General features: G+C 60.1%; 28 protein-coding genes. 21 read left to right on the forward strand and 7 right to left on the reverse strand.

Annotated elements, in window-relative coordinates:
* The coding region (locus BV106_RS31085; protein ID WP_265596264.1) for a LysR family transcriptional regulator at positions 1-524 on the reverse strand (524 nt) is incomplete at its 3' end.
* A gap of 127 nt (positions 525-651) precedes the next feature.
* Here BV106_RS31085 and BV106_RS31090 point away from each other — a divergent pair.
* From BV106_RS31090 to BV106_RS31100, 3 genes are all read left to right on the forward strand, one after another.
* Positions 652-1,392 (forward strand): class I SAM-dependent methyltransferase, encoded by a 741-nt coding sequence (locus BV106_RS31090; protein ID WP_038171413.1) that lies wholly within the window; start codon positions 652-654, stop codon positions 1,390-1,392.
* Positions 1,393-1,485: 93 nt separating this feature from the next.
* Positions 1,486-2,229: a type II secretion system protein gene (locus BV106_RS31095; protein ID WP_081892481.1), complete on the forward strand. Its 744-nt coding sequence runs from the start codon at positions 1,486-1,488 to the stop codon at positions 2,227-2,229.
* Positions 2,226-3,050, forward strand: a complete 825-nt coding sequence (locus BV106_RS31100; RefSeq protein WP_038171414.1) for a choice-of-anchor M domain-containing protein — start codon at positions 2,226-2,228, stop codon at positions 3,048-3,050. The genes BV106_RS31095 and BV106_RS31100 overlap by 4 nt, the downstream gene beginning before the upstream one ends.
* Before the next feature lie 343 nt (positions 3,051-3,393).
* On the opposite strand, the gene BV106_RS31105 is transcribed toward BV106_RS31100, so the two are convergent.
* The 3 genes from BV106_RS31105 to BV106_RS31115 are packed head-to-tail and all read right to left on the reverse strand — an operon-like array spanning position 3,394 to position 6,912.
* Positions 3,394-5,061, reverse strand: a complete 1,668-nt coding sequence (locus BV106_RS31105; protein WP_038171415.1) for a nucleoside recognition domain-containing protein — start codon at positions 5,059-5,061, stop codon at positions 3,394-3,396.
* Positions 5,058-5,684 (reverse strand): hypothetical protein, encoded by a 627-nt coding sequence (locus BV106_RS39040; RefSeq protein WP_038171416.1) that lies wholly within the window; start codon positions 5,682-5,684, stop codon positions 5,058-5,060. The genes BV106_RS31105 and BV106_RS39040 overlap by 4 nt, the downstream gene beginning before the upstream one ends.
* A complete protein-coding gene (locus BV106_RS31115) occupies positions 5,677-6,912 on the reverse strand; it encodes an NAD(P)/FAD-dependent oxidoreductase (RefSeq protein ID WP_063768034.1) in 1,236 nt (411 codons plus the stop codon). Before BV106_RS31115 ends, BV106_RS39040 begins: the two co-directional genes overlap by 8 nt.
* 77 nt (positions 6,913-6,989) lie before the next feature.
* On the opposite strand from BV106_RS31115, the gene BV106_RS31120 reads away from it, so the two are divergent.
* The 5 genes from BV106_RS31120 (at position 6,990) to BV106_RS31140 (ending at position 11,613) form a co-directional block, all read left to right on the forward strand.
* Entirely contained in the window at positions 6,990-8,312 is a 1,323-nt protein-coding gene (locus BV106_RS31120) for a hypothetical protein (protein WP_265596265.1), read from the forward strand.
* 107 nt (positions 8,313-8,419) lie between these two features.
* A complete protein-coding gene (locus tag BV106_RS31125) occupies positions 8,420-9,328 on the forward strand; it encodes a metal ABC transporter substrate-binding protein (RefSeq protein WP_038171418.1) in 909 nt (302 codons plus the stop codon).
* A 49-nt stretch (positions 9,329-9,377) separates the two neighbouring features.
* Positions 9,378-9,821, forward strand: coding sequence for a hypothetical protein (locus BV106_RS31130; RefSeq protein ID WP_038171419.1), 444 nt, complete (start codon positions 9,378-9,380; stop codon positions 9,819-9,821).
* Between the two features lie 18 nt (positions 9,822-9,839).
* Positions 9,840-10,655 (forward strand): ABC transporter ATP-binding protein, encoded by an 816-nt coding sequence (locus BV106_RS31135; protein ID WP_038171420.1) that lies wholly within the window; start codon positions 9,840-9,842, stop codon positions 10,653-10,655.
* A gap of 109 nt (positions 10,656-10,764) precedes the next feature.
* Entirely contained in the window at positions 10,765-11,613 is an 849-nt protein-coding gene (locus BV106_RS31140; RefSeq protein ID WP_038171422.1) for a metal ABC transporter permease, read from the forward strand.
* Between the two features lie 26 nt (positions 11,614-11,639).
* Here BV106_RS31140 and BV106_RS31145 read toward each other — a convergent pair whose 3' ends face one another.
* Both BV106_RS31145 and BV106_RS31150 read right to left on the reverse strand, forming a co-directional pair.
* A complete protein-coding gene (locus tag BV106_RS31145) occupies positions 11,640-12,029 on the reverse strand; it encodes a hypothetical protein (protein WP_265596266.1) in 390 nt (129 codons plus the stop codon).
* 418 nt (positions 12,030-12,447) lie between these two features.
* A complete protein-coding gene (locus tag BV106_RS31150) occupies positions 12,448-14,124 on the reverse strand; it encodes a hypothetical protein (RefSeq protein ID WP_063768036.1) in 1,677 nt (558 codons plus the stop codon).
* A gap of 298 nt (positions 14,125-14,422) precedes the next feature.
* On the opposite strand from BV106_RS31150, the gene BV106_RS31155 reads away from it, so the two are divergent.
* The 9 genes from BV106_RS31155 to BV106_RS39045 all read left to right on the forward strand — a co-directional run bounded on the left by BV106_RS31155 (position 14,423) and on the right by BV106_RS39045 (position 19,710).
* Positions 14,423-14,878 carry a type III secretion system chaperone gene (locus tag BV106_RS31155; protein WP_265596267.1) on the forward strand — a complete coding sequence of 152 codons (456 nt, stop codon included), beginning with the start codon at positions 14,423-14,425 and terminating at the stop codon, positions 14,876-14,878.
* 42 nt (positions 14,879-14,920) lie between these two features.
* Positions 14,921-16,177 carry an ADP-ribosyltransferase domain-containing protein gene (locus BV106_RS31160; RefSeq protein WP_038171425.1) on the forward strand — a complete coding sequence of 419 codons (1,257 nt, stop codon included), beginning with the start codon at positions 14,921-14,923 and terminating at the stop codon, positions 16,175-16,177.
* Positions 16,178-16,221: 44 nt separating this feature from the next.
* Complete coding sequence (locus BV106_RS31165) at positions 16,222-16,410, forward strand: hypothetical protein (protein ID WP_038171426.1); 189 nt, start codon at positions 16,222-16,224, stop codon at positions 16,408-16,410.
* Positions 16,411-16,447: 37 nt separating this feature from the next.
* Entirely contained in the window at positions 16,448-16,924 is a 477-nt protein-coding gene (locus BV106_RS31170; RefSeq protein WP_038171427.1) for a type III secretion system chaperone, read from the forward strand.
* A 297-nt stretch (positions 16,925-17,221) separates the two neighbouring features.
* Entirely contained in the window at positions 17,222-17,812 is a 591-nt protein-coding gene (locus BV106_RS31175) for a DUF4919 domain-containing protein (protein WP_038171430.1), read from the forward strand.
* Between the two features lie 56 nt (positions 17,813-17,868).
* On the forward strand, positions 17,869-18,243 hold the full coding sequence (locus BV106_RS31180) for a VOC family protein (protein ID WP_265596268.1): 375 nt from the start codon (positions 17,869-17,871) through the stop codon (positions 18,241-18,243).
* 29 nt (positions 18,244-18,272) lie between these two features.
* A complete protein-coding gene (locus BV106_RS31185) occupies positions 18,273-18,758 on the forward strand; it encodes a hypothetical protein (protein ID WP_265596269.1) in 486 nt (161 codons plus the stop codon).
* A complete protein-coding gene (locus BV106_RS31190) occupies positions 18,755-19,213 on the forward strand; it encodes an SRPBCC family protein (protein ID WP_038171434.1) in 459 nt (152 codons plus the stop codon). The genes BV106_RS31185 and BV106_RS31190 overlap by 4 nt, the downstream gene beginning before the upstream one ends.
* Positions 19,214-19,254: 41 nt before the next feature.
* Positions 19,255-19,710, forward strand: coding sequence for a hypothetical protein (locus BV106_RS39045; RefSeq protein ID WP_265596270.1), 456 nt, complete (start codon positions 19,255-19,257; stop codon positions 19,708-19,710).
* A 27-nt stretch (positions 19,711-19,737) separates the two neighbouring features.
* Here BV106_RS39045 and eboE read toward each other — a convergent pair whose 3' ends face one another.
* A complete protein-coding gene (gene eboE, locus BV106_RS31200) occupies positions 19,738-20,907 on the reverse strand; it encodes a metabolite traffic protein EboE (protein WP_038171436.1) in 1,170 nt (389 codons plus the stop codon).
* Between the two features lie 114 nt (positions 20,908-21,021).
* On the opposite strand from eboE, the gene BV106_RS31205 reads away from it, so the two are divergent.
* The 4 genes from BV106_RS31205 to BV106_RS31220 all read left to right on the forward strand — a co-directional run bounded on the left by BV106_RS31205 (position 21,022) and on the right by BV106_RS31220 (position 25,666).
* Positions 21,022-22,473: a circularly permuted type 2 ATP-grasp protein gene (locus BV106_RS31205; protein ID WP_038171438.1), complete on the forward strand. Its 1,452-nt coding sequence runs from the start codon at positions 21,022-21,024 to the stop codon at positions 22,471-22,473.
* Positions 22,474-22,560: 87 nt separating this feature from the next.
* On the forward strand, positions 22,561-23,643 hold the full coding sequence (locus tag BV106_RS31210) for an alpha-E domain-containing protein (protein WP_050029769.1): 1,083 nt from the start codon (positions 22,561-22,563) through the stop codon (positions 23,641-23,643).
* The gene (locus BV106_RS31215) at positions 23,640-24,548 is read left to right on the forward strand and encodes a transglutaminase family protein (RefSeq protein WP_051946614.1); all 909 of its coding nucleotides are present in this window, start codon (positions 23,640-23,642) and stop codon (positions 24,546-24,548) included. Before BV106_RS31210 ends, BV106_RS31215 begins: the two co-directional genes overlap by 4 nt.
* Positions 24,549-24,667: 119 nt before the next feature.
* The gene (locus tag BV106_RS31220) at positions 24,668-25,666 is read left to right on the forward strand and encodes a DUF1080 domain-containing protein (protein ID WP_038171440.1); all 999 of its coding nucleotides are present in this window, start codon (positions 24,668-24,670) and stop codon (positions 25,664-25,666) included.
* The last annotated feature ends 41 nt before the right edge of the window (positions 25,667-25,707 follow it).

Below are 25,707 nucleotides of genomic sequence, written 5' to 3' on the forward strand. Positions count from 1 at the left end.
AGGAGCAACTCCTCCTCACGCCATACGGTGAGATCAAGCTCCCGCGGCACTTTCTCCGGTCGCGCTCCCATGAAGCCTCCATCCAGCTCGCCGGAGAGAATCGCCTCAACTTGAGCAGCAGGTGCCAGATCGGTGACTTCCAAGTGACACCGTGCGTGGGTTTCTCGGAACCTCTGGAACAACCTCACGAGCGGCTCATCCAGCAAGGCCCCAACAAAGGCCAGACGGAGCCGCTCCGTCACGCCCTCCCTGGCGAGTCGCAGACTCTCGGCCGCCCGGTCCAGAATGGCGAGCGCCGCCCGCGCATCCTCCAGATACCGGCGGCCCGGCTCTGTCAGCGAGACCGAATGGGTATCCCGATCCAGCAGCCGGCAGCCCACCCTCCCCTCCAGCGCCTGAATGTGCCGCGTGAGGGGCGGCTGGGACAGCCCCAGACTCCGGGCGGCCCGGGAGAAGTTCAAGTGCTCTGCCACCGCCAGGAAACACTCCAACTCCCTCATCTCCGGCCGTTCCAAACGCGTCATACGCAAATCGTATCACTATGATAGGGTCATAGCAATTCCACATCACAAGAAGCAGGGCAGCTTGATGGTGGGTTCCGGATCAAACGATTCAGCCCATGCCCACTCAACACCAGCCCTCCATCCTTCCATGCATCCGCCCCTTTCCTCCCCCACTCCACTGGCAGAAAAGTCCACTCTGGAGGAGATCCGCATCCGCTTTGATCACGATGTGGAGCGCTTCAGCAAACTGGAAACCGGCCAGCAGGCCACCGTGGACGCGCCCCTGGTGCTGGAGCTGATCGCAAAAGCCGCGGGCAGTCATCTGCGAAACGGAGATACCCTGCTGGACCTGGGCTGCGGAGCGGGAAACATGACGCTGCGCATCATGCAGGAGACCGGCCCTCTGCACTGCCACCTGGTGGACTTGAGCCAGCCCATGCTGACGCGGGCGCTCGACCGCGCCACGACCGCACACGCCGCCAGCGTGCACGTCACGCAAGCTGACTTGCGCACCCTGGAGTTCGAGGCATCACAGTTCGATGCTGTGGTGGCCGGGGCGGTGCTGCACCACCTGCGGGACGATGCTGACTGGGAACACGTGTTCCGGCAGATCCGGAGGTGGTTGAAGCCGGGCGGCCGCCTGTATGTGGCCGATCTCATCACGTTTGAAGATCCCGCCATCCAGAAAATCATGTGGGACCGCTATGGCGACTACCTCACCGGCCTGGGTGGCCCTGACTATCGAGACAAAGTCTTCGCCTACATCGACAAGGAGGACACACCCCGATCACTCCCCTACCAGCTGAACCTGTGCCGCGAAGTCGGGTTCAAATCCTGGGAGGTGCTGCATCGCAACAGCGTCTTCGCCTGCTACGTGGCGGAAGGGTGACGCTCCATGAAGGCGCGGCCATCGCCACGCCTTCATGCAATTAAATTGCATTTGCAGTTGATCAATTGCGGGGCATGAGGCAATCAAGCCTTCATGCAAATAAGTTGCGTTACAGATCGAACCCAACTTGACTCACCTCCCGCGGGCTTCACCTTGATGGAACTGCTGGTCACCGTGGTGATCGTCGCCCTCGTGGCCACCTTGGTGCTCGCGGGAGCAGGCGTCGTTCGCCAGCAGACTCAACAGGCCGTATGCATGGGCAACCAGCGGCAGCTGGGCGTGGCCATCTTGGGCTATGGCCAGGATCATCACGGCGACTTCCCCATGACCTCGCACGGTCTGGACGCGTCCAACCACACGTCCTCCTGGGTGTTCAGCCTGGCCGAATACCTGGCGGACGTGGACGAGGTGAGGATCTGCCCCGCCGATCCCAAGGGCAAGGAACGCCTGGAGGCCCACGGCACCAGCTATGTGCTGAACAGCTACCTCACGGTCGCGCAGCAGGATCCCTTTGGCCGCAGCTTGGGAGGCTTCACCAACCTCAACCAACTGTCGTCCCCCGCGACCACGCCGCTGGCCTTCATCATCAACTTTTCCAAAGGGGTGGGCTACGGGAATGATCACACCCATTCTGAGAGCTGGGACTCATGGGGCAGGATGCTCACGGACATCCAACCAGACGCCTTCCGTGGCGATTGGCACGGTCCGGATCGGACGAAGGGTTCCGCAAACTACCTCTTTGCCGACGGTCATGTGGAAAACCTCCCCGCGGCACAGATCCAGTCATGGATCACCAGCGGCCACAACTTTGCAAATCCTGCCTCATCCCCCCAATGAACCTGCTCCCCTGCTCACCCATAGTGCGTCAGACCTCCGTCCTGGCGGTGTCTTGCGGTCTGCTCATTTCCTCGATCCACGCCGCCACCGTGCTGGGTCCGGGACACGCCGACCTGCGCTACAACGTCAACGCTTCTGGTGACTGGTCCGTCCTGGTGCATCACGACGGCTCCGGCTCCGTGCCTGCTTCCGATCATCCGGTAGGCACCGACACCTTGTTCTATCTTGGCAGTGCCCTCGCCCCTTCCGGTAGCCGGCTCTCGCGACCATCCGGCGCCACCTGGGACTTCCTGGGCGTCCCTGCGGGCAGTGACATCTGGGTGATTTCCCAAACCCAGTCGGCCACTCCCAACACCGTGTGGATGGGCCTGAACACGGAGGAGACCTCCACCTCCAGCCTCCTGGCCTGGGACCCGGCCCACGCCAGCGTCGGATCCGGCAAGTGGCTGGAGCTCCGCCTGCGGGATGTGACCTACACCGGCACAGGCACGAACAACCAATTCGCCCTGTGGGTGAGCGGATCCTTTGGCACGCCAAATGTCTGGATGGACACGTCCGATGGCATTGCCACGAACGGGACCGACGATGTCTTCTACATGGCCCCCGGGCAACACAGCCACATGAACTGGGCTTTCACCAGTGAAGGGATCTATGACCTCACCTTCGATGCCCGCACCTTGCTGGCAGATGGCACCTTCAGTATCAGTGATCCCTTCATCCTCCGCTTTGGAGTCAACAGCACCGGAGCCGTGCCAGAACCGGGCAAGTCCCTGCTGGCCTTGCTCGGTCTCTGCCTTGCATTCCTCCGCCGTCGGCGCTGAACACCTCTCAGCGCGTTTTGCAGATATGGGCTAGTGCTCAATGCCATCAGCGAAACGGATGATCTTGCCGGGTTGGCCGCCTGAGTGCCAAGAGCAGTCGCGATGGTGCATCCGCCATACCGGTGCAGGAATGCCACCTCAGGAGGGCCGAAGGTCCGGCTTTATTGCAGCCTTGGGCAACGCCCAAGGAATAGATGACCAAACAAACCTTGAGGGCTGAAGGCCCGGCCTCATCATACCTGCCCACGATGAGCTTCCCTGAATCAGCCCGGCGTTTTCAGCCCTCAGCTCGTTCGCCTGCGAGATAGTCGACCTCGCGAGCTTTTTCCCTGACGGCATTGGACTAAACCTGCGATATCAGAATCGCACTGACGACTGCTGTCACCATCTGCCTCCAGAACAACTGCCACGCCGCGAGCCAGCCCAGCTCGCGGCGCACCGTCCACAGCGTCACCAGGCAGGTACTGAAGGTGGACATCAGCCACACGGCGACAAACACCTGTCGGCCACTCATGGCAAGCAGGGTGGCTCCATCCCCTGCATTGAGGGCAAGCATGCCGTCCTTGCGAATCACGGAGAGGACCAGCGCGGTGGCGGCCTCTGCAGGCAGCCCGACCCACTGGAGGGCGGGTGCCAGCCATTGGCCCACTCCGGTGAGCACGCCCAGTTGATCCAGACCTGCGGCCACCACGCAGATTCCCAGAAACAACGGCATGGCCTGCAGGAGAAACTGCTTCAGGATCGCCCGGACCCGCCAGAAGATTGCACGAACAGATGGCCATTGCAGAAAGGCCCGCTCGGTCAGCGTGAATGACGCCGGACGATGCGCATGCCTTTGCCCGTGCCAGAGCCGTGTGTGCACCGCCCCCACGAGGAACAACAACAGAAGATACGGGAGAAACAGCCCGGGCCTGCCCGCAGCACCAAAGAGGCTGAGCGTGGCGCCGATCTGATAGGAACAAGCACTGCCAAACGCGATGAGCGAGACGCAGGCTTGGCGGGAGCAGGCTCCGCAGGCCCGGCTCTGGTGCACAGCGACGACATTGCAGCCATATCCCGTCAGCGCCGGCATGAGATCCCGGCTGTCGAGCCCGATGCGCCGCAGCCAGGGATCCAGTGCGGCGGCCATGCGATCCTTCAATCCCGTCTCCTCCACCACGGCCACGCTGATACCGACCAGCAACACCACGGGAAATGCCCAGAGGAAGGAATACACCCCCAAGGTCAGCAGACCATAGCTGCCGGTGAACAGAGCCTGTAGCCAGTGAGGCAGAGACAGTGCCGCGGCCCATGCCTGCGCAGGCGTGATCAGCAACGTCTCCACCACCGGCTGCAGCCAGGTGGCGGCCAGCCATGCCAGATAGACCGGCCCGGCGAACATGCCCACCGCCAGCGACGCTGCCAGCACGGGACCGAGTGTTGCGTGCTCGAACCAAGTGACGGCTGGATCCCGCTCCTCCCGCAGTCCATTGACCGTCCCCGGATGTTCCAACAATCGGGCTTCGGGCGGCCGGGCTTGCTCGATGGCCAGCAGCAGCGCCTGCCGTTCCCCGGTTCCCAGTTCACGGGCATTCACCAGGACCACGGGCACCTGCAGCCTCTGCTGGTAGTGCTGCACCATGGCATGCACCGAGGCCGGGGCCAGATCCTTGAAGGTCACCGCCACGGCACTGCGCCTGCCTTGCAGGTCCAGCTCCCGCAACAGGGTCTCCATCTCCCGCATCAGGTGCGTTCCCCGCACCACAAGCAGCACGATATCGGCCCCTTCCGTTTCGGCCAGGGCCACACGTGTGGTTTCAGCATCCGCCGCAGTACGGATGCCAGGTGTATCCACGACCTCACACGTGCAATCAGGCACCCGACATCGTCGGCAGACCACCGTGGATCCACGATAGTTGGCCTCGTCGCCGGCCGCATGCCCGGTGAGCCCGCGAAAGAGGGCACTCTTCCCCGCTGACTCCAGCCCTGCCAGCACGACGGAGGGAGACACAGCCACGTGTGCGCGGTTCATGAGCCAACCTCCCGACTTCTCCGTCCCCAGGCCCGGGCTCTGGGCACGGTGCCAGCTTCCACAACAAAGGCGGCATACCAGTTCCGCGCCGTTTCCGGCGGCAACCACCAGTGTCGCTTGAGAAGCATCTGATACTCCCGGTACTGGGCAGCGCGGTGGCAACTCCCCAGATGGGAGGCGATCCACTCCTCGTACTCCACCAGCCATCTCAGGACCGTGCCGGTGACGGTCGCCAAGTGGCCCCACTCCGAGACTCCCGTAGGGGTCCAGATGCGAGCCTCTTCCACCCGATCTGCCCGCACCGGCAAGACCTCTCCACAGAGCTGACAGACCCGACGCTGCCGAACAAAGATCATGCCCGGCCCGGCCCCCTCCGCTGGGTACCAGCCAGCCAGATGGCCGTGCAGTTCGAGGATCCCACCTTCCAGCTCCCGCTGATAGCGGCTGGTGCCATGCACTCCTTCCTTCGCAATGCGACGGAACCCATGCTCCACCAGCAGATTCCCTCCTGGGTGCAGCACGTCCCGGCCCCAGTAGTACATCTGCAGGTACAGTCCAGTGGCCACATCCTTCAGCCGCGGAGGCAGCGCATTGGGTGCGATCGTCAATGCAGGCTCAGACATGCGCAGGCACCTCCCGAACCTTCAGGGTCTCATACTCCGCGACCTCCGGTGTTTCCTGCCCTGTGGCAGCCACCGCACACTGGCAGTCCAAGCAGCAGGACAAGTCCTCCAGCATGAACCCATGCTCCTGCCAGGGGCGGAGTGCCGTCTCCCATGGCGAGCCGAGACGTTGCGCGATCGCACGCGCCACCACGCCAAAACGGGAGCGGAACTTGTAGATGAAACAGAAGCTGCTGCCGCGATGAACCAAGGAAGGCCCGCTGTAGAACAGGCCCGGCGTGAGCGTGCTTTCATCCGCCGCTTCACTGAAGATCAACTGGCCCTTCGCTTCATGAAACAAGTGGCGCACCGGCTGCAATGCCGAGTGAAAGCCGGTGCAGAGGATTGGAGCGGTCTCGGACTCGTACACTCCCCCGGCTCGATCATGCACCCGCCACCGGCCGCGCTGGCGGGTGACTTCAGAGATGTCCGCGTTCTTGTAGAAGTGGATGCTTCCCGGCGCATCCAGCAGCGCCGCCTTGAGCCGGTCAATCGTGTAGGGGCTGAGGGCCACACTGGGATCCGGGCTGCTCACATGCCACGGTTCGCCACGGGAGAGCACCTTCACATTCTTCCCCAGCCAGGCGAGATTCACCGCGGCATCAATGCCGCTCTCATAGCCGCCGATGATCGTGTACTCCGTGCCCCGCAGAAGCTTCCAGTCCACCACCTCTCCATTGTGGCGGCAATGATGCGCCCCTTTGATGCCGCCGTGGTCAGGGCGGGAGAACTCACCTGCCGCCCAGATCACGTTCCGGGCGCGCACCGCGCCTTCTGTCGTGGCTACCTCGAACCCAGTGCCGTTTGGCTTTATTTCCTTCACCCCCGTACCCTCCCGGACCGGCAGCTCATAGTGCGCGGCCACGGCCCTGAGGTACTGGGCATACTCCCGGCCGCTAGGATGTTCCCCGTGCAGAAAGTCGGCCGGTGATGTCTTGGGCGTGATGGCATTCAGATCCGGCTGGCGGAAGGGGTTGCTGTGGAAGCTGGGGGTGATGAGCCGCATCTGCCGCGGCCATCTCGCGAAGGAGGCCCCCACTTCACACCGGTCAAAGATGGCCATGCGCTGCACGCCGCAGGCCTGGAGCGCCAGTGCGCACCCCAGCCCGGCGGGCCCGGCCCCGATCACCGCCACATCCAAGCCCGCCTCCAGCTCCGCGTTCTCGTTCGATACCCTTCTCGCAGTCATTAACGCAAATTCATTGCAGTTAATGCTTGATGCAAGAAAATTGCAGGAGAAAGTGGACGGCGATAACCAAACGCACTATGATTGTATCTACCGCCACCTCCCGCCCTGCCTTTGCGATGAGACTGCCCGCCTTGTTCAGTGTCCTGACCCTCTCTACGCTGGCCCAGGCTGGCACCCCGGTAGAGGCCCCTGCCCACTCCCACCCCGCCAAGCCAGAGGTGAACTGGCTCACCGGCGAAGGAGCCAACATCGGAGGCTTCCTTTTCCCCCACGTGCACTTCCAGAGTGTGTATGGCGGCACTACGGCGGATGAGGTAGAGCATCTCGGTGCCGGCCACCATGATCCACAGCGCGATGGCTGGACCATCCAGGGCTTTGAGTTTGGCACCTCCCTGCGCGCGGGTGAGTATGTGGAGGGCTTTGGCACCTACCACCTCTACTATGATCGCGCCACGGACGACTGGGATGGCGAGTTCGAGGAATGGTTTGGCAAGATCAAGAACCTGCCCGGCGGCCTGGAGCTTCGCGGTGGCCGGTATTTGAGCCGGTTCGGCCTGCAGAACCCCATCCACATGCATGGCTGGGACTTTGTGGACAGCTCACTGGTGAACGGCCGGTTCCTGGGGGATGACGGTCTCTACACCATCGGCGGTGAGGTGAGCTGGACTCTCCCCGTCTCCTGGACCTCCGTCCTCAGCGTCAGCGTGGGCGTGGCCCCAGAGCATGAGCACGAACATGAGGGGCACGAGCATTCCGAAGAAGCCCTCTTCGAAGCCGAGGGCTCTCTCTTCAGTGACACCTTCGTGACGGCGAACTGGACGAACCAGTGGAACTACAACGACTTTCACCAGTTCCGCTACGGCGCCAGCGGAGCCTGGGGGGACAACGAGTTTGGCCGCACCAGTCAGGTGTACGGCGTGCACCTGGAGTATCTCTGGCGGCAGAATGGCCTGGAGGCAGGCGGCCGCTACTTCCGCTGGCGCACGGAGGCGATGTACCGCCGTTTTGGTGCCGTGGGTGAGGCTCACGAACATGAGCATGACCACGACCATGAACATGAGGAAGCCGGCCACCATGCCGAGGAGGATCATGATCACGACCACGATCACGAAGCTCCGGCCCGGCGCACGCTGGATGAGTTCGGCATGTACACCGCCCTGGCCTACGGCTTCGACAGCGGCATCGAGTTCGGTTTGCGCGGAGATTATGTCCAAGGAATCGCCGCAGCGGGGTTGGATGAACGATTCCGTTTGAGCCCCTCCGTCACCTGGTACCTGAACAAGAACCGGACCCTCTACTTCCGCACCCAGTACAACTATGACCACTCCAACGACTTCGGCGATGAGCACAGCCTCTGGGGGCAGGTCGGGTTTAACTGGGGTGGATCAGAAGTTCGTTAAATATTGATTTTCAAATCTTTATAACGCCCCATGGCAGGCTGGAGCATCTCTGGCCTGCTATTTTCGTCCAGGTCGATCGTATCCCTTAATCCCAACTCTTCATCCCGATGAAAATTTCCCTTCGCAGCATGCTCTTCCCCGTCCTGGCGGCGCTTCTTGTAGCTCTGCCAGCCCAGGCCGCGCTGAAGGTCGCCACCCTGCATCCCCTGCTGGGTGATCTGGCCCGTCAAGTGGGCGGCGACAAAGTGGAGGTCATCGATCTCCTCAAACCAGGCGGGGATGCCCACCACTTCGAGCCGACTTCCAAAGATCTCGGCAATCTCAAGGGCACCGCTCTCATCCTTGCAAGCGGCAAGCACCTGGAAAGCTACCTTGGCAAACTGAGCGACTCCGTAGGAGGTGGAACCAAAATCATCGAGGTGGGCCGCCCTATCCCTTCTATCAAGATTGAAGCTGGCGGGGACCTGTTCCTGTGCTGCCCAGCGCACGCCGCAGGTGGCATTGATCCCCACTGGTGGCACAGCGTGGACAACATGAAGCGGGCCGCACGCGTGATCGCCGATGAATTTGCCACCGCTGATGCCTCCAACGCGGATGCATACAGGGCGAATGCGGAAGCAGTGCAAAAGAAGCTGAGCACCCTCAAGGGTTGGGCTCAGCAGCAAATCACTGCCATCCCGAAGTCTGACCGGAAGTTGGTCACAGCGCACGCCTCCTTCAGCTACTTCTGCAAGGAGTTCGGGTTCAAGAGCGTGCCCGTGCTCGGGATTGGCCGCGAGGACGAAGCGACCCCCAAATACGTGGTCGAGACGATCAAGACCATCCGCGACAACAAGATCCGCGCTGTCTTCCCCGAGGATCAGGCCAACCCCAAAGTGTTGCAGGAAATCGTGCGCGAGACAGGGATCAAGGTGGGAACCCCTTTGATCGCAGACGGCACCTCCAGCAATGCCACCACCTTTGAAGCCATGTTCCGCCACAATGTCACCGCGATCGTCGAGGCATTGAAGCCCTGAGCCTTCTGGTGCTGGACAACCCGCCATTTCATCGGATTCTGCCATTTCCATGCGAGGATTCCCTCCCATCCATCTCCTGCTTCTGATAATCGCCTTCGGGCTGATCGCAGTGCCGTTGTCCCATCTGACATTTGCACGCCCAACGACAGTGGCGACATGGATTTCAGGAGAGCTGCCGGAAGACACGCAGGAACCGGTGAAGACCTTTGTGAGGCTCCGCTTTGCCCACTTACCGACGACGGTGGAGGTGAAACAGGGGAATCAAGTATTGATGAGCGAGAAGACCACTTCTCCTTCGCTTGCGATGGAGGTCGCCACGAAAATGGTGGTGCCGAAGGAGGGCTTGGAACTTCTGGTCAATGCAACCTGGCCAGAAAACACACCCTCCACAGCGGTGGCAGTGGAGGTGGAACCGGATGGCAAATCTCTTCGTTCCCAAACACTCTGGTCGGTGGATTCCACCCTGGGAGATGTGTGCTCGTTGACGTGGTAAACATCATAAGACTGACCCATGGAGGCGACACAAGAAACACAGACACATTCTCATGCACACAGCCACAGCCACGGTGGCAGTGGAGCCCACGAGCACGTTTGTTGGGGTCACAGCACCCACAGCCCGGCTCACCACCGGCTCGAAGTCAGCAATCTGAAAGTCAGTTACAAAGAGGTGCTGGCACTTGAGCAGATCAACTTCGCGACGGAGTGCGGTCGAAGCGTCGCGCTGGTGGGCCCCAACGGTGCTGGCAAAAGCACCCTGCTGAAGTCTCTGGCAGGCCTGCTCAAGGCTGATTCCGGCCGCATCCTGTGGCGAGGCAGTCCATTGGTCAGCAGCAGCCACGAACTGGCCTACCTGCCCCAACGTGGCGATGTGGACTGGAACTTTCCCATCACCGTCCGTGGTCTGGTGGAGATGGGACGCTACCCCAATCTTGGCTGGTGGAAGAAGTACTCGGCGCATGACGAGGAGATCGTAGAGCGGGCCCTGGAGGCCATGGCCTTGAAAGATCTACAGAAGCGCCAGATCAGCGCTTTGAGCGGCGGACAGCAGCAACGCGCCTTCATCGCCCGTGCGCTGGCCCAGGAGGCCCACGTCTTGTTGTTGGATGAGCCTTTTACTGGCTTGGACAAGCCCGCTCAAGAGACCTTGATCCGCCTCTTCAAAGAACTCACCCGCGAAGGGCGCTTGCTGATTGCCAGCCACCATGACCTCAAGTCTGTCCCAGCCATTTTCGACGAAGTGCTGGTCATCAAGAAAAAGCAATTCGCCTTCGGCCCTGTAAAGGAAGTCTACTCTGACAAGCTGATTGAGGAGACCTATAGCAGCTGAATGCACCGCCTGAAGGCGGAACTCCAACCCTGCCTTTGCGCGTCCCTCAGCCGCTGCTGCCCGCTCCTTCCATCGACCTTTTCCTATTCATCATTCCTCATTTCCCGAAGTGTCCACTTTCGCTGACTTTATTTCTGAGCCGTCCGCCAAGCGTGCCCTCTTGGCATGCGCGATGATCGGCTTTTCCAACGGCTTCACGAGCGCCTTTGTGGTGTTGAGGAAGAGTGCACTCAAGGTGGGAACTCTCTCCCATGGTCTGCTGCCGGGCATCGCATTGGCAGTGTTGTTCTTCGGGCTCAGTCAGTGGAGTGCATTGGCAGGAGCTCTGTTTGCCGCCATGTTCATCGGGCTGGGGTCACTGTTTGTCGCAAGGACCTCCCGCATCGATCAAGACACTGCTTTAGGGATCTTGTACACCGCGGGATTTGCCGCAGGGTATTTGGTCCTCACCCGCCTGAACATCCGGCAGAAGCTGGATGAGTGGCTTTTCGGCAGCATCGTTGGGATGGCGGATTCTGACCTGTGGATCGCCTTTGGCATCAGCGTGCTCGCGGTACTCATGCTCACCGCCATGCAGCGCCCGCTGCTGATTTTCTTGTTTGAGCCCAATGTCGCCGCCAGCCTGGGTGTGCCCGTTCGTTTCCTGAACTACTCCACCTTTGGCATCGTCATCCTCGTGCTCATCTCCTCCCTGCAGGCGGTGGGTTGCATTCTCAGCGTGGGCCTGCTCGTGGCGCCTGCTGCCACCGTATATCTGTTCTCCAACTCTGCCCGGGCCTTGTTCCTTGGCGGCGGCATCATCGGCATGTTGGGATCCGTGGCTGCTTTCTTCCTAAGCTACCCGCTGGGCTGGCACATCAGCTCCACCATCGTGCTGGTGCTGGGCGTCATCTTTGCCCTCGCCTACATTTCCAGCCCACGCTACGGCTTGTTCAGCAAGCGGCGGCAGGCGGCATGAGGATAGCTAGAATGTTGGCCAATCCCTCATTGTGTCAGCACGGCATCTGGCTTCGCATCCACAGCGTGAATCTCAACTGTACACCCAACCTTGTGCTTTCGAAGAAAGTCCATGAGCTGCCGGACCTTGGCGAGATCTGAATTCGATTTCAGTTTGGGGTACAAGTAGAACATGACACCAGGCTCTGTCCCACCGTCTCTCCAGATCTTAAACGTCTTCGCCATCTCCTCGTACGTGGTGAGTCCCATGTCCGAGCATATTCCACCGTTCGCGTGGATCCCCATCATGATAGCCTCCCGTCGCAATTTGGGCTGGCTTGAATCAATAAGCACGATGGTATCTTTCGGATCAGAACATTGAATGTCACCTCTCATCATTACAAACACCAGGGTCACAGCGACGAGGTAACAGCGCATACGTGAGGCAGACAGAATGAGAAGGCGAGCGTTCATCGAGAAACGGGCCGTCGGGAAAACTTTGGAGAACCTCCTAGGAATCTTCATGCAACACTTCTTGTGCTTTCCCTCGGTAGCCGGACCGGATCACACATCCGGACCGCGCCCGCGAAGAAGCTTGGAGTAACCCGCCAGACCTATCAGGCACGCCTCCCCGATACCACTCCAGCCCACTGACTCAAGCCACTCCCGAGTAGCTTAACAGGCGTAGTCCGGTTGTGCCAACCGGCTCAGTCGCCGAACCGACTCGCGCCCAAACACCGCAGAACGCTCACCACTCGATCACGCCACCCCCTCCCTTCCTACAGCCGGACTGCACGTCCGTACTACTCCCGCGGCGACACCACAGAGCAATCCGACCTAACGCCCTCTCCACGCCTTACTTCGCTCCGACATCCCTCACCCCACCATACTCCGGCCCACCTGCGCCGAGATATCCGTTGCTGGCACCGCCGGCATCAGGGGTGATCCAGAAGGCATACAGGCTCCCTGCGGTAAGATGAAACCGAAGACGCATAGCGCGCCCCGCGAACTCCGCCACGTCCGGCCGATCTACCCAGTCCAGTTTCTGCTTTGTGGCATCTCCCGTGAGCTTCTTCGAGACCGCCACCACTTTGCCGGCATCATCCACCAACTCGGCCCAGAGCTCTCCCTTGCCTGTCGCGGCATTCACAAACAGGTGCCCCCCTTTGAACTTCACTGCGCGAGTGGCAAGCAGCCCAGATCCTTTCCCGGCTTCCACATCCATGGAGGCAAAGCCATCCCGGCGCAGCGTGGCCAGCCCCACTGCGCCGCCAGTGTACATCCCGCGATTCCCATTGGGCGCGATGCCTGATGCACCCATGTACGGGAAGATGAGCTGATCCCCCATCACCACAAACACCCCGGTCGTGCTCTGCAAGTACCCGCGATCCCATGAGCCTTCGGTACGAGACCCAACAATGAAGCCCCGACGGTCCGGGCGATCCCAATGAAAACCATCCCGGCTGAAGCCCAGCTCGAGGTCGATCAATTTCGGGAACTTGCCCCGATCACAGATCTCGTTCTTCGGCCCGCGATGAACGTAGTGCACGCCCACCATGAGGCTCTCGTAGGCGACGGCATTGAGCCCGTAGAGTTGCGGAGTCTCTCCTGCTCCGGGGTAGCGTCCCTCCGGCTCCGGCGCATCCAACCGGTCGGCATTGGTCCAGTACACGGCTCCCGCCCAATCGGCTCCGCGCATGAAGTCGCTGTTCTCTGAGTACCAGCGGGACCGCCCCCGAGGGCCGCCGCGTTTGATGCTGTAGCACCACTTCTGGCGGAAGGGATTGTAGAAGAAAGAGCAGTAGTCGTCGGCATGCCCGGTGGGTGCCCCATCCGACCACTTCTTGGCTCCATCGGAGACATGCAGCGTGTGCGTAACGCCGGTCACCCGTTGATCCTTGGGCACCTGGGTCCAGCAGGTCATGTACTTCACCCGCTCCTCGGGCTTGGCATCCAGATCAAACCACACGCTGTTGTCCGCCCCGCCCGTGGTCAGAGCCGCACCTGTCCACCGCAGCCCATTCGGGAGCAAGGTGTTTCCTCCGGCCAGTCCTAGCTCAGGTCGCTGCCAGCGATGCATGTCCGTGCTGGTGGCCAGCGCGAGCGGCCCCCGCCAGCCCGCGTTATAGTACATCTTGAAATGCTTTTCCGCGGGATCGTAGAACACGCCCCCCTGGCCCAGGAAAGTCATCGCCTCCTGGTCCTTCTCCCACTCAGTGGAAGCGGCCAGTTCACGCGGTGTCTCCGGCTTGAAAACAGGATTGCCCTCGTACTTCTTCGCCGTGTGAAACGTGCGCTTCAGGTTGGTGGACTCGACAAGAAAATCATCCACAAACAGCTGCCGGCCCACATCGATGGCGATCACCTGCGGAGGATGCTGCAGATAGGGGACCCGCATCGGTTCGAGGGAACGAGCATCCATGTCCCGCGGCGGCCAGACGTCCGGAAGCTCGATGTTGTTGTACAGCGTTTCCGCTGCCACTGCCTGTCCGACGACAGTGAGACTGATGGAGAGAAGGAGGGCACTGCGCATCACCATGAAAAGAGCTTACCCTCCCCCGGACACACGGCGCAATTCCGCGGCCGGGATTTTCGATGATATGGTAACACCCATATCCGCCGATGCCGCGCGGAGTTCACCCCTCAATCGCCCGCTGATTCCCCACTCGCTGATTTTCTAGTTTTTTCATACATCCCTGGCCGCGCCAAAATTGCTTCGAGCTGCTACTTAACGTTTTCGTCACTTTTTTGGTTACTTTGCAGTTCGGACGACAAGAGTGTGGATGAAAGCCTTCTTGCCAGCCATCACCGCCCCCGACTCCCCCTTTGCCATGACCGACGCTTCTGCCACCACGACTCTCATCTACTTCCAGCAGTTGCTGGCAGAGTTTGACCTCCCCGTTGACGCTGGCGAACTGAGTGCCTCGATCACCGTGGATGACAGGCTCACCCTCCAGATCACGACATTGGACGACGGCCAGATGACGCTGACTACCCCTCTGGCGGGAGAGGACAAAGAGCTTTCCCCAGCCTTCGCCCGCCGGCTTCTGGAGGCAAATTTCCTGCGTCGCGGCACCCGGGAAGCGGTGTTTGGTCTGGCCCAAGGCAAGCCTGTCCTGCTGCGCACCTTCAACCCGGGCCAACTCACCTACCCGGAGTTCCGCCAGGTGGTCGAGGATTTTGTGAACACGGCAGACACGTGGTCTGCGGCGAGCAATGCGAATGCTGAGTCAGCTGCTGCTCATGGAAGCTCCTACCACACTTCGAACACCTACGTGACAGCCTAGCCCCCGTCCAGAACGTCTCCACCACTCACGCCGCACACGCTTATGAACCCAACCTCTGTCACAGGGCCCCGCACTGGATTTGGCACCAAAGTGGGCGCAACCCCCGACCAACGGATGGAGGCGCTCCGCGATCACGTCGGCAACCGGAGCGTAGGAGGCCGATTTGTCTCCTGGGTGAAGAACAAAGACGGCATCACGCCCAAGGAGCAAAACTACCAGAAAATCTTCCAACAGGCCCTTACCGACAAGCTGGGCAGCAAGGAAGCAGTCAACGTGCTCTACAAGGAACTGCAGCTTTCGCCAGACAAGCCGCTGAGCTCCCGCAAGATGCAAATGGCCATGGACAAGGCGGATGAGATGGTCACCGACCGGGACAAATACACGAAAATCCGGGACGGCCAGATTGCAAAGAACCTCGCAGCTGAACAAACCGCTGCAAAAGCAGAAGCCGCCGCCCGAGCCAGAGCCGCAAAAGACGGGCGCACCTATGTCCCGCTGCAGCAGGCGATGACCAAGGTGGAGATTGACGACAAGCTCAGCCCTTCGGCAGCGGCGCTTCGTAGTGCCATCACTTCCAAATTACAAGGTACCCCAGATGAGAACAACCGGGCGGCCAAAGCCATCCTGAAATGTCTCTCTCTGAAGGAAAACGAGGAGATCACCGATGCCCACATCGACACCGCCAATAAACTCGTCCAGCGGTACGAGGAAAGTCGGGGCTCCCAACTGCATTCGGAGATGGGACCAGGCCGATTTCCCGAATACTTCCAGGCCACTTTCACGAACATTGTTGCCAATGGCTGGGACCCACGTGCCGACTTGCTTTCCACCGACGAACTTGTCGCACTGAACGCGTACACCCAGATCGACTATGCCATCATCAATGATGAACTCCGCAACGGCCCCATCTCCCAATTGACTCGGACTACCACGGACCTCTGCGTCCAGGGGTTGAGCAAGCTGCCTCCCTACGATGGCCCAGTCTCAAGAGGTACCGATTTGCCAAGGGACAAAGATCAAAATTGTGTGCGTGGCGGAACCATGACGGACAGAGCTTTCACCAGCACCTCCGCTACGAAATCGTTCGATGGCAGCCACCAGTTTTCCATCCACAGCCCTGGTGGTCATGACGTCAGCTTTCTCTCCAAGTTCCCCGAAGAGGTGGAGGTGCTTTATCCCCCCAACCATACGTTCCAGATCGTGTCTCGGCATGGAACGGTTGACTACGGCGGCTCGACCAACCCAATTGGCAAGACAGTCGACCCCGGAGTCACCCAGGCGACGATCATCCTCAAGTAGCAACGGAGAGCCGCCACGCTCCATTTATCCATCACCGCATCGCCATGGAATTCTTCCCTCCCAGCACTCCCCCTCCTCCCCCCACCGCAGAGGACCAGGCCCTGATCGATGAAGCCAGCAAGATCTTTGCCACTCTGAATGACCGTCCGCGGGTATCTCAATCTCTGCAAGAAAGGGCTTCTGACGGATCCTCCGACGCAAACGAGGAGAGCGAAGACACCCCTCTGATCTGATTCAATCCAGCCTATCTCTACGCCCCCATTCCTCCCCATGTCATCCTTTCAAACCGCCCAATCACTAATCGAACAGTTCTCCCACTCCGTCGGCGTCCCCGGCCTGACTCTGGATGACGAGGGCAGCTTGACCCTGCGCGTGGGCGAAGGCCAACTGGTGCAGGTCGCCCATGATCCGTCCAGTGGCGAACTGATCCTCAGTGCGCAGGTTCATCCAGATGCGAACGAACTTCCTCCCTCCGCGCTCCGTCGGATGCTGGTCACCAATGTCAAACTTCATGCTGAATCCGGCCCCGCTTTCGCCATTGCCCCTGATGACGGCACCGTGGTTCTAGAACATCACCTCTCCCTCGCTAACCTGGAATACAGCCAGTTCGAGGCCGCCTGGACCTTGTTCCTGGACCAGGTGGAGCGCGCCAGCGCCAAACTCGCCCACCTGACGGAGTCCCACACCGCTGCGGCATACGACGGCGAACCTCTGAGCAGTGAGCAACAGTTCGTCATCAGAGCTTGAAGGCATCCCTGAAAAAGTAGGTCAAGCACCCTCCCGTGACTATCTCCCAGCCACGTGAGGGAATCGTCACCATTGGGAGGCTAGTTTTAACGACCTAGCCGACGGAGAAGCTCGTTTCACCACGCTCCCGCCAGGATCGTGGCCGCAAAGACGTGGGAGGCTTGTCAGCACCCAAAGACGATGAAGTCCGCCACTTCGCGGATTCGGATTGATCTCGAGAGCGGAAATCGCTATTCGATAGGATCTCCCAACGATCAAAGCGCGCGTCTTTTGATCGCCTCCTCCCCCCTTCGTCTCATGAAGCCATTCCTCCTCGCGTTGACCGCCTTTGCAGCCATCCAAATTTGCCAGGCTGAGCCCAAACCTCAGGGCGCACCCAAACTCCCGTCCGGTGAAGAGTTTACAGAGCTACGCATGGCCTTTGCCGCGCAACCGGACTTCCATCCCATGTGGTCGAGAGATGAAGCGAGAGAGGCCATCATGACGGCCGCCAAGGCCAAGGATCGGGCCAAGATCATTGAGTTGTCAAAGGCCTGGCTGGAGAAGGTCCCGGTTGACGCCGATGTCCACTTTCTCCGGGCGCAAGCTCTCAAGGCGGCCGGCGACTGGGCGGGATTCACCTACCATTGGCACTGTTTCTACGGTTTGATCCATTCCATTGCTTCCTCAGGAGACGGCCGCACCGCGAAGACCGCGTTCAAAGTCATCTCCGTTTCAGAGGAGTACTACTTCCTCGATGAGATTGGCGCCGAGCTGATTGAACAAACGCTGGAGCACCCTTGCGACAAGATGAAGGTCAAGCTTCGCGACGGCACTGAAACCACCTTCTACTTTGATGTTTCCATCTCGTTTGCGGCAATGTCACGACGGCTTGCGCCCGCGAAATGATCGAGATCAGCAACACGCTTGGTCCATCCGTACAACATCGAATCCCGCCCAACCTCATGTCCTCGCCGAACCTTCTTTCCGCCACCCCACTCCTTCACGTCTCCTCTTCGGAGGCCGCGGAGATCTACTATGGCACCCAGCTCGGCTTTACCTTGGCCTGGCAGTACCGCCCCCATGCACCTGCTGCAGATCCCGGCTATCTCGGATTCGAGCGTGACGGCGTGAGACTACACGTCTCCTCCTTCTCAGGAGACGGCGTCGCGGGAGGGGTGGCGTCCTTTGAAGTGCGTGACGTTGATGCCCTTTACGAGGAGTTCAAAGCCAAGGGGGCCACCTTTGAGCTCCCGCCTCACGATCAAACGTGGGGCAATCGCGAAATGTACCTTCGCGATGCAGATGGGAATTCGATTCGTTTTATCCAGCCAGGATGAGTCCGCCCGGGACGTATCTCATCCACCGGATGAACTCGGATACCGCCACTCTGAAAAAGATCTCGTTCGTCTTCGCCCTCGCGGGACTGCTCGGAGGAATGATGTACACAGCCTACCACGGCCACCAGTCGGGTTACGAACTCAAGCATCTCTACTACTCGCTCGATGCCTTCAAACCCATCCCCGAGCACCTCTATTTCCCCCTTTCGTACTTGAGTCCCTATATACTCGTCGCATTGGCGGCGCTGCTCAGTTGTTCCCGCCGGGCCGCATGGACCTCTCTGATCACTACCCTCCTGATCCTCTACTTCGGCGGTGCCACTTACCAAAGCCTGCTGCACTCGGGCTTCTTTGCCATCAATGACATCACCAATGTGAATCTTCCCGTTCAGGGCTACCTCGCCTGGATTGCCCTACTCACGTCTGCATGGAGCATGGGCCCGTGGATCAAAGACACCCTCTTCGGGAAACTGCGCGCGCTCCAATTTCCTGCCCAATCTCCACCTCGCCCATGAGCACCACACGCGTCAGCCGTTGCATCCTTGCGCCACGTGCCGCAGTTTACCGCGCCTTGATAGATCCTTCGGCCATCCCCCACTGGAAGGTGCCCAATGGCATGACCTGTGAGGTGCACACTTTCGAGGCACGCGAGGGAGGCACCTTTCGCATCTCCCTCACCTACGATCAGCCCACTGACACCGGCAAAACCACCCGGCAAACTGACACCTATCATGGTCGGTTTGCGAAGCTGGTTCCCGATGAAAAGGTCGTTGAGGTGGATGTGTTCGAGACAGCAGACCCCACTCTGCAGGGAGAGATGACCATCACCTACACCCTCGTCGAGACAGAGGAAGGCACCCTCCTTCACGCCGTTCACGAGGGCGTGCCAGATGGTGTGTCCCCATCCGACAATGAACTGGGCTGGCAGATGTCGCTTGGAAAGCTGGCAGCGTTTGTGGAGGGGAGTTGACAGCGGGGCGCAGGCTTGACAGTACAATCATCCTCTGCATCATGTCCGACAATTGGATTGCCCTGATTCCTAAAGATCCACACTTTGTGCCATCTGAGCACCACGGGAAAGCTGCTGCGGCTTACCTCGCGAGCATAGCTCCTGAGAGTGACGGAATAGACGTCCGGGTTGACAACAAGATACAATTTCACGACTGCGGCAGCAATCTCGAATCCATTTGCTGCCCAAGATGCAATGCAGCGATAGATTTTGATTGGTGGTCGGACCGAATGTCGGATGACTTCGAGGGTGACGGCTATCAATTGGGATTGGATCAAACGCCTTGTTGCCATTCCAGGGCGTCCCTGGCGGAATTGATTTACGATTTTGATCAAGGGTTTTCACGATTCATCGTGGAGGCGATGAACCCAAAAATCGGTAAATTGTCGACGGGACAATTGGAGAAGCTTCGACTTCTGCTTGGCACCGAAATTCGGGTGATCTATCGGCATATCTGACCGTGATGCACCCCTCTTTTTCATTGCCTACAGTAGCCCGCGTTTCCCCATCTCACCCAGCGTCCACGCATACTCCGCGCTCAGCTGATCCACCACATCGCCGGTGCGCAGTTCCTCGGGCAGCACTTCCCAGGTGTAGGTCTCCATTTCCAGATGCTGGCAGGCGGTGGGGTGTTTCGCCAGCCAGTCGAGGGCGCCGAGAATGTGGTCCTTGGTATCGGAGAACCCGCCGCTCGGCTCGGCATGGAGCGGCACGTGGAAGTGCACGCGCCATTCATCGCCGATCTCATACGGCATGCTCGCGGCCAGTTCCATGGCATTCGGAATGTCGCGCAGACGGCGCAGGGGCGTGTCGCCCTCGCGGATGATCACCTGGTGGAAATACACCGGCTCATCGTAACTCTTCAGGCGGTCCAGGTTCTCCGGCGTGGGCTTGAGTTTGAGCGCTGAGCTCAGGTGCAGCTTGCTCAGGCGAATGCCGGAATCGTGGATGCGGCTGAGCGCCTCGTTTGCCTCCTCGAACTCGACTGCGAGGTGGCAGCAGTCATAGTTCACCCCCACACGCTTCAGGAAAGTACGGTCGCCCGGGTACTGGTCCACATACAGGCCAAAGAACTTCAGCAGCTCCCCGCTCGTCTCCACCAGCCCCAGTGGCTCGGGCTCCAGGCCCAGATGCAGATCCTGCCCGGTGCGGTCGCAGATGCTCTGGATGTGCTCGCTGCAGGCCTTGAGGTTCGCGAAGATCGCTTCCAATTCATCAATGCCAATGCCAAATTCCTTGTGTGAACCCGGCAGGGTGCTCACACTGCCGCTCATGCCCTTGGGGAGAAGCTGGGAAAGGATGTCAAACAGCCGGTTGGTGTACTCCAGCCGATCTTTGGACGTCCAATCCGGCTTGAACACCTGTTCCTTCACGCGCTCGCCGTGGAAGTTGCCGTAGGGGAATCCATTGATCGTAAAGACATAACAATTGTGTTTCTCCAGCCACTCCTGAAACTCCGCCAGCTGGCAGGGCTCGGCCAGCTCCCGGGAGGCCTGCTCCCCCAGACGCAACCCGATGCCATAGGGCTTGCCCCCGGCCACTCGATCCCTCACCCTCAGGGTATAGTCCTCCAGGGTGCGCCAGGTCTGCGCCCAAGTTTCGCCGCGGTGAATGTTCGTGCAGTAGCCGAGGTGGATGCCGTGTTGGAGGTGCATCCCCTCACTCTAGCCAGTCAGCCCCGCCGCTCAAGATCGGAAGAGACATCCATTTTCGGACTTGGCCCCTTTTTTGCTTTCCGTTAAATACATTTAACCCGCACCCCTCCTCCCATGCCCATGCTGCTCGACAGCTACGATAAGGAAAACTTTTTTGACGAAATGTTCGACGAGGAAGCCGCTGTGCGACCTCACTACCGCAAGGTGCTGGATCGCATGCAGCGCCTGGAGCCGGGGGACTATCATCGAAGGCAGACGGCCGTGGACCTCGCCTTCATGCGCGGTGGCGTGACCTTCACGGTGTATAATGACAATCAAGGCACCGAGCGCATTTTCCCCTTCGACCTCATGCCCCGGGTCATTCCCGCCGCTGAGTGGGAGCGGGTGGAGAAGGGTCTCATTCAGCGCATTCAGGCGCTGAACATGTTCCTGCACGACATCTACCACGAGCAGAAGATCCTGCGCGACCGCGTCATCCCGCCCCACTACATCCTTGGGGCCAAGCATTTCCGGCGGGAGTTCATGAACTGCAATGTGGCCAAGGACATCTACGTCCACATCTGCGGCACCGATCTCATCCGCGGCCGCGATGGCGAATACCTCGTGCTGGAGGACAACCTCCGCTGCCCATCCGGTGCCTCGTACATGCTGGAGAACCGTGCGGCCCTGAAGCGCGCTTTCCCCAATCTCTTCCAATCTGCGGGCGTCCGCGGTGTGGACAACTACGCCGCCGATCTGCGGAAGGTGCTCAACTACGTCACCCCAGATAATATTGGGAGCGACAAGCCCAACGTGGTGCTGCTCACCCCCGGCGTGTACAACAGCGCCTACTTCGAGCACGCCTTCCTGGCCCGCCAGATGGGCATCCCGATCGTGGAAGGTCGCGACCTCCTGGTCCGCGATCTGAAGGTGTACATGCGCACCACCGCCGGCCTCATGCCCGTGGATGTGATCTACCGCCGCATCGATGACGACTTTCTGGATCCCTCAGTCTTCCGTCCGGATTCCCTGCTGGGTGTGCCGGGGCTGGTCAATGCCTACCGCGCTGGCAACGTGAGCCTGGCGAACAGCATCGGCACCGGCATCGCGGATGACAAGGTCATCTACTACTTCGTCCCGCGGATCATCAAGTACTACCTGGGCGAGGACCCCATCCTGCCCAATGTGGAGACCTACCTGGCCAGCGAGCCCCAGGACCGGAAATTCATTCTAGAGAATCTGGAGAAGCTGGTGGTGAAGTCTGCCAACGAAGCGGGCGGCTACGGCATGCTCATGGGCCCCTGGGCCACGCAGGAGGAGATCGAGGAGTTCCGCAAGAATATCATCGCCAATCCCCGCAACTTCATCGGGCAGCCTCCCATCTCTCTCTCCCGCCACCCCACCTGGGTGGGCGATGACTTCGAAGGTCGGCACGTGGACCTGCGCCCCTACATCCTCTTTGGCGAGAAAATCAAGGTGACCCCCGGTGGTCTCACCCGGGTGGCCCTGCGCAAGGGGTCGCTGGTGGTGAACTCCTCCCAAGGGGGCGGCTCCAAGGACACCTGGGTCCTCCACGACAACGAATAAGATTGACCCCGACCTCCATTCCGCTACCAAAGACCTGTCTGCCCAGGTCTTGAATCTCCCGCCTTCCCCAGCGCTTCACCACCTCGCATGTCCCTCCCCCTTTCCCAGCTCCCTGTCACCGCACATCGCGGCAGCGAAATCATGCTGTCGCGGGTGGCCAACTCTCTCTACTGGATGAGCCGCTACATCGAGCGGGCCGAGAACATCTCGCGCCTGCTGGATGTGAATCTCCAGCTCATGTTGGACTTCTCCCATCTGGACGATGAGCAACTCAAGGAGCACTGGCTCCCGATTCTCCGCTCCGCCGGAGATGAAGAGACGTTCTTCAAGCACTACACGGTGGCGAACAGCCGCACCGTCACGGAGTTCATGACCTTCCGGGAGGAGAACCCCAACTCCGTCATCTCCTGCCTCTTTGCCGCCCGCGAGAACGCCCGTCAGATCCGTGATCAGATCTCCCTGGAGATGTTCGAGGCGCTCAACGAGTGCTACCTCTTCCTGAAATCGAAGAATGCCCGTGAGATCTGGGACAGCGGTGCCCACGAGTTCTACGACCAGATCAAGAAGTACTCCCACCTCTTCCAGGGGCTCACGAACTCCACCTTCTCCCGAAATGAAGGCTACGAGTTCATCCAGTTTGGCAAGTTCCTGGAGCGCGCCGACAAGACGACCCGCATCCTGGACATCAAGTACCACATCCTGCTGCCCAGCGTGTCGGATGTCGGCGGTGCCGTGGATGCCGCCCAGTGGCAGGCCGTGTTGCGCTCCGCCAGTGCTTTGGAGGCGTATCGCCGCTTCCACATGTCGGACATCCTGCCCAAGAAGGTGGCGGAGTTCCTCATCTTCTCCCCCTCCTTCCCTCGCTCCATCCGCTACAGTCTGGAGCGGCTCTACCAGTACCTCCATCTCCTCACCGAGACGGAAAACGGCGTCTGCAACACCCCTGAAGAGGAGGCCTTTGAAAAACTCATCGGCGATATGCGGACGCTCAGCATCGACGACGTTTTCAATCTCGGATTGCACGAGTTCCTCGGGAACATCCAGCGCACCATCGACCATCTGGATGACTTCATCTATCAGGAGTTCATGTACCATCCCCCCACTGACATGGAGGCGGAGATCCGGCTGCATCAGCAGGAGATGCAGCAGCAGCAACAGCCGGCGGCATGAGTGATTCCGCCGAAGGCAGCACCCAAGACTATGAATGGACGGACCCTCTACTGCTGAGTGTGCGTCATTTGACGCGCTACGACTATCACGACGACGTCTGGGACAGCTTCAATGAAGCTCGCCTCCAGCCGGTCAGCGACACCGCCCAGGAGTGTCAGGATTTCCATCTCCGGGTCGAGCCCACGGCCACCAGCCTGCGGGACTACCCCGATTTCTACGGAAACTGTGTGCACTACTTTGACGTGCCACAGAAGCATGCCCGGCTCGAGGTGGAGGCCATCTCCCGTGTCGCCACCCGAGCGGATACCCGCGGCTCCATCCCCGCGGTGAATCCCCCCTCCGCCCTGCAGAACCACTCTGAGGTGGAGGACTACTTCGACTTCCTCAACGACTCCCACTTCGTCTCCCTGGACAAGGAAGTGTGGCGTGAATCCATCGATGCCCTGCCCAATGGCGTGAGTGACCTGTGGCAGGACGCGCTCACCGTCGGGCGCCACATTTACAAGACCTTCACGTACACCCCGTTCACCACCACGGTGAACACCCGCCCGGCCGAGGTGGTGCTGAGCCGTCGCGGCGTCTGCCAGGACTTCGCCCACGTCATGCTGGGCATGTGCCGCAGTCACGGCATTCCCGCCCGGTACATCAGCGGTTATTTCTTCAATCCAAATCGCCTGCCGGACGAGATCGAGGCCAGCCACGCCTGGGTGGAAGTCTACCTCCCCGGCTACGGCTGGAAGGGCTTCGACCCCACGCACAACCGCATCCCCGACACCCGCTACGTGAAACTCGCCGTCGGTCGTGACTACGGGGACATCAAGCCCGTGAGCGGCACTTTCCGCGGCAAAGGGACGAGGGAACTCCGTGTAGAAGTACAGATCAGGCGGGTAGAAGCAGCAGAGTGAAAAGGGGTAAGTAAAAAGTGAAAAGTTGAGCTTCGAACAACCACGCAAGCTGCGTTTGGCATAGTTCAGTTGTTCCACACTTTTCACTTACTACTTTTTACTTTTCACTCCTCCCTCCCATGCGCCTGACGTTCATCCTATCCCTCCTGGTCGCCCTGCCCCTCCACGCCCAAGCCCCCAAGCAAGACGCCCCCAAGCCGCCGCCCAAGGCGTATGCGGATCCGGACAAGACGGACGAGGACTTCCCCCTTCAGGGCGAGTACGCCGGGGAACATGATGGCAAAAAGTTCGGAGCCCAAATCATTGCTCTGGGTGATGGCAAATTCGAAGCCGTCGGCTATCCCAGCGGCCTGCCTGGCGACGGCTGGGACGGTGACACCACGAAGGTGAGCCGCACCTCCGGTCAGCGCGAAGCGGGGCAGAACACCGTGACCTTCGAGGCGAAGGACGGCGACGTGCGCGGCACCGTGGATGGCAGTTCCATCACCGTGTATTCCAAGGACGGTGAGAAGGTGTTCGAACTCTCCCGCGTGCAACGCACCTCCCCCACGCTGGAGGCCGCCCCACCCGCCGGTGCCGTGGTTCTCTTCAGCGGCAAGGACAAGAACGATTTCGCTGGCTCCCGTGTCACGGAAGACGGCCTGCTCATGGAAGGCGTGACCAGCACCGAGAAGTTTCAGGACTTCACCCTCCACATTGAGTTCCGCCTGCCCTACACGCCGACTGGTCGCGGTCAAAAGCGCGGCAACAGCGGCCTCTACCTTCAGCATCGCTACGAAGTGCAGTTGCTCGACAGCTTCGGTCTGAGTGGTGAAGACAACGAGTGCGGTGGCCTTTACAAGATCGCCAAGCCCAAGGTGAACATGTGCTTCCCCCCGCTGACCTGGCAGACTTACGACATCGACTTTACCGCCGCCAAGTTCGACGCCTCTGGCAACAAGACCGCCAACGCCAAGATGACCGTGAAGCACAACGGCGTGGTCATTCACCAAGACCAGGAGCTTCCCAAAGTCACCGGCGGAGCCAAGCTCCCAGAAGACGCCAATCCCGGCCCCTTCCACCTGCAAAACCACGGTGATCCCGTGCGCTATCGCAACATCTGGGTCGTGAAGAAGTAGGGCCCACTGCGCGGGAGACACAAGACAGGAAGACCCAAGAC

Origin of the sequence: Verrucomicrobium sp. BvORR106 (assembly GCF_000739655.1) — a bacterium.
Classification (GTDB): domain Bacteria; phylum Verrucomicrobiota; class Verrucomicrobiia; order Verrucomicrobiales; family Verrucomicrobiaceae; genus Verrucomicrobium.